Genomic DNA, 10,113 nt, shown 5'->3' on the forward strand with positions numbered 1-10,113 from the left:
ATCCGAAGGCGATCGTCGCAGGTATCACCGTTCCCGAGACGAGCGGCGTGGTGTTGCGGGGGAAGCTCGGTCCGGCGGAGGGGCATGGGCTTCCGCAAGGCACGCGGGCGCTGTCCCTCTTCGTCGTGAACGAGCGCTCTCCGGGAGAGCGAGGGCGGAAGGACGAGCAGTTCCTATTCCAGGTGGCGCTCGAGCTCTACTTTGAGGCGGGCTTCGTGCCGCGGCCGAATCGGCGGGGGGAGACCTCGTCTGACTGGGACGATCGGGTCTCAGACCTCCAGTTTCGCGATCGCTTCGAGTACGCGGTTGGGCACGGGGTTTCGGTCGAAGTACCCGAGCAGGTGGATCTGGTCCGGAGGGTGCGGACGAGCTGGATCCCTCGCTCCGAGGTACGGCGGGTGGTGACGCGGGAAGAGAAAGCCGTCGTCACGGACATGGAGAAGCTGGCGGATCTCGGTGACGAAGACGCGGTGAGGGCGTCGCTTGCGCCTCTGATGGATGCGTACGGGGAGTGGATCGCTTCGCAGCGGATGATCGAAGTCGGGACGAAACGACGTTCCGAGGTTCGGGACGAGCTGATGGGCCGGGCGGAGGAGGCGAAGGCTCGTATTGCCGAAGGCACCGAGCTGCTGACGAAAGACCCGGACGCGCTCGAAGCGTTTCGTCTCGCGAATCGGGCAATGGCGATGGCGGCGCGGCGCCGGAATCCGGAGCGATACGGGGAAGGGAAGAACCCGAGCTGGCACCTCTTCCAGATCGCATTCCTTCTTCTGAACGTGGCGTCGATCGCGGATCCGAAGAACAAGTTTCGCGAGAACGTGGAGCTCATCTTCTTTCCCACCGGCGGAGGAAAGACGGAGGCCTACCTCGGGGTCATCGCCTTCACGCTTCTTCTGAGGCGGCTTCGTGGAGTGGCGCGCGCGGACGGGGGGCTCGGGGTTGCGGTGCTCCTCCGTTACACGCTCCGGCTCCTGACGCTCGACCAGCTCGGCCGGGCGGCGACGCTCATGTGCGCTCTCGAGGAGCTCCGCAAAGACCGCGTCGAAAGGCTCGGCGAGGTCCGTTTCTCTGTGGGACTCTGGGTGGGCCAGAGCGCGACCTCGAACACGATTTCCGAGGTCACGAGGTTGATCACGGAGTACAAGAACTCGTCCTCGAAGAGCGCGAGTTCGCCCTTTCCGCTCACGAGCTGTCCCTGGTGCGGGAAGGAGCTGACTAAGGACAGCCTGACCGTTCGGAAAGAAGACGCGGAGGTCATCGTGGGGTGCGTCGATTTTCGCTGCGCGTTCTCGGCGGCCCAGAACCGCGACGGCCTCCCCGTGCTATTCGTGGACGAGCAGGTCTATCGCGAGCTTCCCGGCTTCCTGGTGGCCACGGTCGACAAGTTCGCGATGCTCCCCTGGCGCGGCGAGACGGGGATGCTCTTCGGCCGGGCCCTCGCGCACGAGGGGCGGCGCTTTTTCGGGCCTCTCGACAAGAGGCTTCCGAAATCGGCCCAAGCCCTTCCCGACGGGCTGAGGCCTCCGGAGCTCATCGTCCAGGACGAGCTTCACCTCATCTCGGGTCCTCTGGGAACGATGGCCGGGCTCTATGAGACGGCCATCGAGACGCTCTCGAGCGCGACGGACGAAACCGGCGAGGTGGTGCGGCCGAAGGTGATCGCGTCGACCGCCACCGTCCGACGGGCGAGCGTCCAGGTTCGGGCGCTTTTCGGGCGGCACGAGCTTTCCATCTTTCCTCCGCCGGGGGTGGAGGACTCGGAGACGTTCTTCGCGCGCGTGGACCGCGAATCGCCGGGTCGTCTCTACGTCGGGGTCGCGGCGACGGGCCGCTCGATGAAGGCGATCCTGCTCCGCACCTACGTCTCTCTTCTGGCCGCGGCGAACAAGTCCTACGACCCCGAGGGCCCGGAGGATCAGACGGCGGATGCCTACATGACGCTCGCGGGCTACTTCAATAGCTTGCGAGAGCTCGGCGGGATGAGGCGTCTCGTCGAGGACGACGTGCGCACGCGCTGCGCTCTTGCGGAGGACAAGAAACCCGTCGATTTCTCGGGCGCGCATCCCTGGTTTCGGAATCGCCTCGTCCAGATGGAGCCGGTCGAGCTCACCAGCCGGGAGTCCACGGGAAAGATCACGGAATCGAAGTCCCGTCTCGCGAAACCCTACCGGAGCGAGAGCCACGTGGACGTTCTCCTCGCGAGCAACATGATCTCGGTCGGGGTGGACATCGACCGCCTCGGTTTGATGGTCGTTGCCGGACAGCCCAAGACGACGAGCGAGTACATTCAGGCTTCGAGCCGGGTCGGGCGGCAGACGAAGTGGCCCGGGCTCGTCGTGACCTGCTTCAACGTGCACAAACCGCGCGATCGCTCGCATTACGAGCGCTTCGCCGCGTATCACGAGAGCTTCTATCGTTTCGTCGAGGCGACGAGCCTGACGCCCTTCTCGGGGCCCGCGCTCGACCGCGGTCTCGCGGGAACGCTCGTGGCGATGACCCGGCTGGGCGATCGGGACCTGACCCGTCCGGCCTCGGCGATGGTTCTTTCCGATCATCGCGACTCCGGCGATCGGGCCGCGGAGGCCGTGGCCGAGCGGGCCGGCCGTCACACGAAGCTCACGACCGCGGAGCACGAGAAGCTCGTCGAGAGGATTCGCGGCCGGGCGCAAAACCTCCTGGACGCCTGGGGATCTCTTGCGGAGCAAGCCCGCCACGCGGCGACGAACCTCGCTTACTCGCGGTTCGATCGAGAAAAGGACGCGGGAACCCCGCTCCTTCATACGGCGGACGACGTGATCCCCGCCCCCGGCTCGGATGAAGCCAAGTTCATCGCACCGACGTCGATGCGCGACGTCGAGCCTTCGGTGCACCTCTGGATCGAGAGGAAGCGGCTGGGGGCCCTGGGGGTGAAGAGCTGATGGCGAAAGCGGTGGGCTGGGGGAAGAAGCACGTCTTTCTCCGTCCGGAAGGCCAGGTGCGACAAAGCCAGGTCATCACCACCTACGGTGCGGGCGCTCTCATCGATCTCGTGGATCAGGCGGTCCTCGTCGGAGGGCTCGACTTCTGGGACTACGGCCAATCGGGATATCGCATCATCCAGGAGCCTCGCTTGCGAGACGCGCTCGCCGAGAGCTTTCGCGCAGCGGGACGCGAGCTTTCGTTCGAGAACGCGTTTCGGGAGCCACCCGCGGGGGACGGCCGGCAGCCCTCGCGAGCGGTCGGGATTCAGGTCCTCGAGATGCCGCGGTGGTTCGTGTGTCAGAACCCGCGCTGCCGGGCGCTCGTCCGAAGCGACGGCCTCGACCTCAAAGGAGGCCGGTACCGCCACCAGTGCGAGCAGAAGAAAGGGACGGAGTGCGTCCCCGTCCGGTTCGTGGGCGCCTGCCGTCGGGGTCATATTCAGGAGTTTCCCTGGATCTACTTCGTACACCGGGCTGTCGAAAGGCGGTGTCCCTCACCGAGCTTGAAGCTTCTCGAGGGCGCCACGGGCGATTTCTCCGAGGTGAGCGTTCAGTGCGCGTGCGGCGCCCGGGAGAAGCTTTCGGGGGCGATCGCTCCCGAAGCCAATCCCCCGTGCGAGGGAAAGCGTCCGTGGCTCGGGGTCGAAGGCGACGAGGAATGCTCGGAGCCGCTGCGGCTCCTGGTGCGGACCGCGAGTAACGGCTACTTTCCTCAAGTGGTGAGCGCGCTCTCCCTTCCCGAGAAGGGTCGTGAGCTCGAAGTCGCGGTGCGGACGAACTGGGACGTCCTCCAGGCCGCAACGCGGGAGACGATCACCGCTTTTCGAGCGATCCCCAAGGTGAAAGCCGCGGTCGAGGGATACACGGACGAGCAGGTGCTGAAAGCGGTCCAGGCGGTCAAACAGGATCTGCCGGTTGCGAGAAAGCCGATCCGCACCGCGGAGTTCGAGCAGCTCATCGATTCCAAGCCCGAGGCCCCTGGCGATCTTCCTCGAGCGGAAGACGCGTTTTATGCGAGGAGCTTTGCCCCGAAGACGGGTTTGCCGGGGAAGGTGTCCCAGATCGTCCTGGTCCGGAAGCTTAGAGAGGTGCAGGCCCAGGTTGGCTTCACCCGCATCGAGCCGGTGACGCCCGACCTTCAAGGCGAGTTCGACCTTCAGGTCCAGTCCCAGGTGCTGGGTCTGACCACGAACTGGATTCCCGCATCCGAAATCCGAGGTGAAGGCGTCTTCCTCCGGCTCGACGAGAAAGCGGTCCGCGACTGGGAGGAGCGAGATTCCGTCCGGAGGCGCGGCCTCGAGCTTCTCCGAGGCTACGACGCCTGGGCGGCGGAGCTCAGGAACGCCCCCGAGTTTCCCGGAGTGCGCTTCTACCTCCTCCACTCACTCGCGCACCTTCTCGTCTCCGCGATCTCCCTCGAGTGCGGCTACAGCGCGAGCGCCCTCCGCGAGCGGATCTATTGCGCTCCCGCGAACTCGGACCTCCCCATGGCCGCCATCCTGCTCTCGACCGGAAGCGCGGGAACCGAGGGTACCCTGGGAGGTCTCGTCGAGCAGGGCCGGCAGATCGGAGACCACCTCGAGCGCGCCTTCGACATGGGCTCCCTCTGCTCGAACGACCCCGTCTGCGCCTCTCACTCGCCCGAGAACGACCCTTCCGAGCGCACCCTGGAAGGGGCCGCCTGCCACGGGTGCCTGTTCATCGCCGAGTGCTCCTGCGAGCGGTTCAACCGATACCTCGACCGAGCCCTCGTCGTCCCGACGATCGGACACGACCCCGAGCTCGCGTTCTTCTCCGAAAAACCGTGAGCTGTGTTGACAATGTCTATACAGTATTCTATATTGGTTTCACGGATATAGGGGGTTCCATCCATGGCAAGCACGGTGATCAACCTTCGAGCCGACAAGGCGAAACGGGCACTCATCGATCGGGCCGCCGAGGCAGTTGGCAAGAACCGCTCGGAATTCATGCTCGAGGCGGCCTGCCGCGAAGCGGAGGGGATTCTTCTGGATCGCACCTTCTTCCATCTCGACGAGAAGACGTACAAGAAATTTATCGCTGCTCTGGACCGATCGCCCGAAGAGAATCCGCGTCTCCGGCGGCTGCTCACGTCGAAGCCTCCCTGGGAGCGATGACCCGGAGCGGCGGAGACGCCGTCAGCCCCCCCGAGCACATCGGACCGGAACACGATGTGTCGTCGTTTCGTTCCGGGGTCCCGGTTCTCGACGACTGGCTGAAACACCGCGCCCTGGCGAACGACCAGGCCGGAGCGTCGCGCACGTACGTCGTTTGCGCCGCGAACCAGAAGGTCGTCGGCTATTACGCTCTGGCTAGTGGCAGCGTGGCGGCGCACGCGGCGACGGGCCGCACCCGACGGAACATGCCCGATCCCGTTCCCGTGATGGTGCTCGGACGATTAGCTGTCGACGAGACGCACCAGGGACGCGGCATGGGCCGAGCTCTTCTGCGGGACGCGATCCTGAGAACCCTCCAGGCGGCCGAGATTGGCGGCATTCGCGCAATCCTGGTTCATGCGATCTCGGAGGACGCGAAACGGTTCTACGAAGCGTGCGGGTTCCACGCCTCGCCGCTCGACCCGATGACGCTGATGATCACCATCGCGGATGCCGAGAGGGCCATCCAGAAGGAGTAACCTGACGTCCCGTGAGTGACGACCGCGGCCTCACCGAGGTAGCCCTTCCCGACCTCGAAGCCCTTCTACGGCTCATCGAGCGCGATCGGGTACGGTGGCCCCTTACGGAGGCGTCCCTCGAATCGCACGGTCTGGGTCACGTCTTTGAGCGTTTGCAGCCGCTCGCTGCACTCGACGAAGCGAACCTTCGCCCCTTGCTTCACGTCATCATCGCCGAACGCCGATTCCGCCCCGTCCCCCGCGTCGACCTCGTCTGGACCGGACCCGAGGCCCACGTCAGCACCGCCCGCGACACCCTCGTCGTCGTCCGTGAGCTTTTCGAGGATGCTCAGAAGAGCGTTTTGATCGGCGGCTACGCCTTCGACCACGGCAAAGACATCTTCGCCCCCCTCCACAAAACCATGAAGGAAAGGAGAGTCCAGACCCTCATCTTCGTCAACAAAGTCCAGGACTTCCTCCAGGAGAACTGGCCCTTCGGCGAGCCCCTCCCTGAGGTCTATTCCGACCCCCGAACCGCCGATTCCGAATCCCGGGTGAGCCTTCACGCCAAGTGCATCGTCGTCGACGAAACGAAGGCCCTCGTCACCTCCGCCAACTTCACCGACCGAGGCCAAACCCGCAACATCGAGATGGGCGTACTCATCGACGACCCCGGGCTCGCCAGCCGCCTGGTCCAGCAGTGGCGAGGCCTCATCGAATCCGGTCTGGTGACGAAGGCATGACCCGCTAGGGCTCATTTCAGCTATAGTCCATCCTCAACAAGGCGCTCCAGCAATGCCCACCGCTGAGGATTGCGAACCAGGCGGTGGCTGCGTGAATATGACGCGTGAGTGAAAGCGTCTATGCTAATGACCGTTCGGCTTCTTCAGTAGCCGCCGCCAGCTCGTCACCAGATGCAAGCGCCGCGTGGCATCCTCAGTGAAAGGTGTGACCAGGAATCGCTGCCCATCGCGCGACGGCGCATAGGTGTAAAGGTTGAGCTCCGGAGCGAACCAGTCTGCCTTCAAGGAGAAGAGGACATGGGGAGGATCGTAGGCGAACGTGGCCCCGGGATGCACCGTCGCCGCGACCAACTCGCGTTCTTCTCCTACGTCCCGAAACCAGAACAGTTCCTTGCCGTCCGCGCTCCAGCGTGGCTCACGTGTGCCCGCCAGCTTCTGCCGGTCCGCGCAATCCGGGAAATGGCAGACATACACCGCCATAGGGCCTGACTCGATCATCGTGAACGCCAGCCATTGACCGTTGGGCGAAAGCTGGGCCTGGGTTTCCAGGGCGGGCGTTCCCAGCACTTTCTCGGGCTGCGATCCCGGCATTTCCGGATGCCGCAGAATCCAGACGTCGCCTGCGTCCGTGTAGAGGATTCCGTTGGATGTCCACTGGCTGGGGCGTGCTGCGTTCTTGTTCGCGAGCAGCGCTTCCGCGGGTCCTCCACCAGCCGGGAGCCGCACCAGTCCCTGCTGGTTCTTCGACGCGGCGATCCAGGCGCCATCGGGAGACCAGACCAGGCCGCGGGTCACGTCGAATTGCGTTTCCACACCATCCGACACCCGAACGGTGGTCGAAGGACCCGCGCCGCTAGGGTAAGCAATGCCAATAGTAGAGTCATCCGGTGACAGGGTCAGTCCGGCGTACGCCTTCGGCGTCCCGGCCTTGCGGATCTCGCGCCCTTGCCGGTCCAGCCATGTCAGTTGGCTGCTGTTAACACCCGTCGAATAAGCCAGCAGCCCGTTCGACCCGATGGAAACGACGCCGTAGAAAGGGGTGAACTCCGTTGCGACGTCCGTCGCCAACTCGACGGGGTCCCCTTGCAGGGACCCGTCCTCCGCACGGAAGGGTTGTGCCATCAACCTGCTCCCACGCAGGAAGAGGAGGTGACCCACGTCCTCACCGGTTACGGGCGCGGCATACCGCACACTCGACACGTCCGGCAGGATGCGCCGCGGTGCGGTGTCCTGCAGCTTGGCAAAGTACACGCCGGCGCGGGGCACCGTGTAGAGGAAGTGTTCGCCATCCGGCAACCATTCCGGGTGCCATTGCGAGTTTCCCGACTCCGGCAGCACGGCCTCGCAGCCGCCGGCGGCAGCGCCATTGACGATCTTCACGGCTCGGATGGGCCCTCCTGCGGCCGCCACCAGCACGGTCCCGTTCGGGTGCCAGGATCCTCCAAACCAATCGCCCGTATCCTGGCAAATCTCCTGCACGGGTCCTCCGGAGGAAGGCGTCACCATCAGCTTGTAGTTGTAATAGAACGCGATCCAGCGCCCATCAGGGGACCAGAAGGGCGCGCGCATTTCTTGGATGCCCGGCAACTCCCGGTATTCGCCGGTGCTAAGGGTGAGCACCCGGGCGGTCTCCCCAAGCTCCAAGAGCCGCGTTCCGTCGGGGGAGAGCCAAGCGGTTTGTGCGGCCGACTCGAGCACCACGCTCATGTCCTGGCCAGTAGACGAGGAGGCTCGCCACGGTGCCCAGAGGGCAAGGCCGAGACCAATCGCGAGCACCGCTGCAACGGCCCAGGGTAACCACGATTTCTGCGGCGCAGCCGGAGGTGAGGCAACATCGTCGCTGAGCAGCAGCTTCGCATCGCTGATCGAGGCCAGGCGCTTGCGCGGATCCTTTTGGAGGCACGCTTCCAGCAGTTTGCGAAAGCGCGCAGGCACGACGCTCAGGTCGGGCTGATCCTTCACGACGCTCGCGAGCACTTCTGTGAGATCGTCGCCTGCGAACAGGCTCTTGCCCGCGAGCATTTCGTAGAGCACGACGCCAAAGGCCCAAATGTCCGCGCGATGGTCCACCTGCCGGCCTTTCGCCTGCTCGGGAGCCATGTACGCAGCGGTCCCCAGGATCATGCCCGCCTCGGTCATCCCGCTTGTCAGGGTCGGCGAGTTCTCACTCGCCTCAACGGTGGGCGTGTGGCCCACTTTCGCCAAGCCGAAGTCCAGCACCTTCACGCTGCCGTCAGGGCGGATCTTGATGTTGCCGGGTTTCAGGTCACGATGGGTGATCCCTTTTTCGTGCGCGGCTTCCAGCGCCAGCGCGATTTGCAGCGCGATCGCTTCAGCTTCTGCGGGCGCGATCGGACCTTCTTTAATACGGTCGCCGAGCGTCGGCCCTTCAACCAGTTCCATCACCAGATAACTGGGGACGTCCGGAGCGCTACCAACGTCGAACAGCGTACAAATGTTGGGATGATTCAGCGCGGCGATGGCCTTGGCCTCGCGCTCAAACCGCTCGGAGAATTGCTGCGTGCTGGTCTTAATGGCGACGTCGCGATTCAATCGCGCATCGCGCGCACGGTAGACCTCGCCCATGCCACCCCGCCCGATCGCTTCGGCGATCCCATACGGTCCGAGCTGGGTGCCGGGCACAAGGGACATCGTAGGATTCTACTGCGAAAACGCCTTTGCTTTACTTCGGGGCCAAATCCAACCGGGCGGCGATGCCTACGGATAGGCGCTTGTATCTCGCGACCTTGAAACGGACGTGGAAAGTCCATTTCTATGGTGCCTACGCCAAGGGTCGACCCGATGAGTTGTCTCGCTTCTCCATTCGGCTCGATGGGAAACTCTTAGAGCTTAGAGTGCGGTTGATTGGCAACTCGTCAGAAGGTAGATTCTTCGCGGTCATTCCATGACACTCAGCGAAGGCACCTTGCTCGGGCCCTATCGGATTCTGGCACCGCTCGGTGCCGGCGGGATGGGGGAAGTCTACCGAGCCAGCGACACGCGGCTGGATCGCACCGTCGCGATCAAGGTGCTTCCGGAGCATCTCTCGAAGAGCGAGGAATGGCGGGCGCGGTTCGAACGCGAGGCGAAGGTCATCTCGCGCTTGAACCACCCGAACATCTGTACGCTTCATGACGTCGGCCGCGAAGGCGACATCCACTACCTCGTCATGGAGCACATCGAGGGCGAGACGCTCGCCGCCCGACTGACGAGGGACGCTCTTGGGCTCGAGAAGGTGCTCGAGTATGGGATTCAAATCGCTCAGGGGCTCGACAAAGCCCATCGTGCAGGAATCGTCCATCGCGACTTGAAGCCAGGAAACGTCATGCTCACGAAGACTGGCGTCAAGCTTCTCGACTTCGGGCTCGCGAAAGAGGTCGCGGCTTCGGCGTCTTCGCTATCGGGAACGAGCGACCCCGATGCGCCGACGGCGCAACGGGCTCTGACAACCGAGCGGACGATCGTCGGGACGCTTCACTACATGGCTCCGGAACAGGTCACGGGCGGACCCGTCGACCACCGGGCGGACGTGTGGGCGCTCGGAGCCGTTCTCTATGAGATGGCGACCGGCAATCGTGCCTTCGAAGGGTCTACGGGGACAGGCGTTATGGCGTCTATCCTCGAAAAAGAACCGCCACCAGGGAACATGCCGGAAGGTCTGGACGCCGTCATGCGAAGCTGTTTGACCAAAGACGCGGACGAGCGTTTTCAAAGCGTCCACGACGTCAAGCTTCAGCTCCAATGGCTATCGACCAGACCCAGCTTGCCCGCCGAGACA

At 64.3% G+C, this 10,113-nt stretch carries 7 protein-coding genes; 6 read left to right on the forward strand and 1 reads right to left on the reverse strand.

Features of this window, described 5'->3' with window-relative positions; translation table 11 throughout:
- From drmA to drmC, 5 genes are all read left to right on the forward strand, one after another.
- Nucleotides 1–2,918 (forward strand): DISARM system helicase DrmA (gene drmA, locus VEK15_05345; GenBank protein ID HXV60097.1); only part of this gene is annotated, 2,918 nt, incomplete at its 5' end.
- Nucleotides 2,918–4,768: a DUF1998 domain-containing protein gene (locus tag VEK15_05350; protein HXV60098.1), complete on the forward strand. Its 1,851-nt coding sequence runs from the start codon at nt 2,918–2,920 to the stop codon at nt 4,766–4,768. The genes drmA and VEK15_05350, both read left to right, overlap by 1 nt.
- 63 nt (nt 4,769–4,831) lie before the next feature.
- Nucleotides 4,832–5,095, forward strand: coding sequence for a DUF1778 domain-containing protein (locus tag VEK15_05355; GenBank protein HXV60099.1), 264 nt, complete (start codon nt 4,832–4,834; stop codon nt 5,093–5,095).
- On the forward strand, nt 5,092–5,613 hold the full coding sequence (locus tag VEK15_05360; protein ID HXV60100.1) for a GNAT family N-acetyltransferase: 522 nt from the start codon (nt 5,092–5,094) through the stop codon (nt 5,611–5,613). The genes VEK15_05355 and VEK15_05360 overlap by 4 nt, the downstream gene beginning before the upstream one ends.
- An 11-nt stretch (nt 5,614–5,624) precedes the next feature.
- Nucleotides 5,625–6,335, forward strand: coding sequence for a DISARM system phospholipase D-like protein DrmC (gene drmC / locus VEK15_05365; protein ID HXV60101.1), 711 nt, complete (start codon nt 5,625–5,627; stop codon nt 6,333–6,335).
- Nucleotides 6,336–6,458: 123 nt separating this feature from the next.
- Here the strand turns inward: drmC and VEK15_05370 are convergent, their stop codons facing one another.
- Nucleotides 6,459–8,987, reverse strand: a complete 2,529-nt coding sequence (locus VEK15_05370) for a protein kinase (GenBank protein HXV60102.1) — start codon at nt 8,985–8,987, stop codon at nt 6,459–6,461.
- A 253-nt stretch (nt 8,988–9,240) separates the two neighbouring features.
- Here VEK15_05370 and VEK15_05375 point away from each other — a divergent pair.
- On the forward strand, nt 9,241–10,113 hold an 873-nt coding region (locus tag VEK15_05375), incomplete at its 3' end, for a serine/threonine-protein kinase (GenBank protein ID HXV60103.1).

It is taken from the genome of Vicinamibacteria bacterium, from assembly GCA_035620555.1.
GTDB lineage: Bacteria > Acidobacteriota > Vicinamibacteria > Marinacidobacterales > SMYC01 > DASPGQ01.

Coding starts and splice junctions, on each gene's coding strand:
- VEK15_05360 (HXV60100.1), top strand. CDS start 5,092: ATGACCCGGAGCGGCGGAGACGCCGTCAGCCCCCCCGAGCACATCGGA.
- VEK15_05355 (HXV60099.1), top strand. CDS start 4,832: ATGGCAAGCACGGTGATCAACCTTCGAGCCGACAAGGCGAAACGGGCA.
- VEK15_05350 (HXV60098.1), top strand. CDS start 2,918: ATGGCGAAAGCGGTGGGCTGGGGGAAGAAGCACGTCTTTCTCCGTCCG.
- VEK15_05370 (HXV60102.1), bottom strand. CDS start 8,987: ATGTCCCTTGTGCCCGGCACCCAGCTCGGACCGTATGGGATCGCCGAA.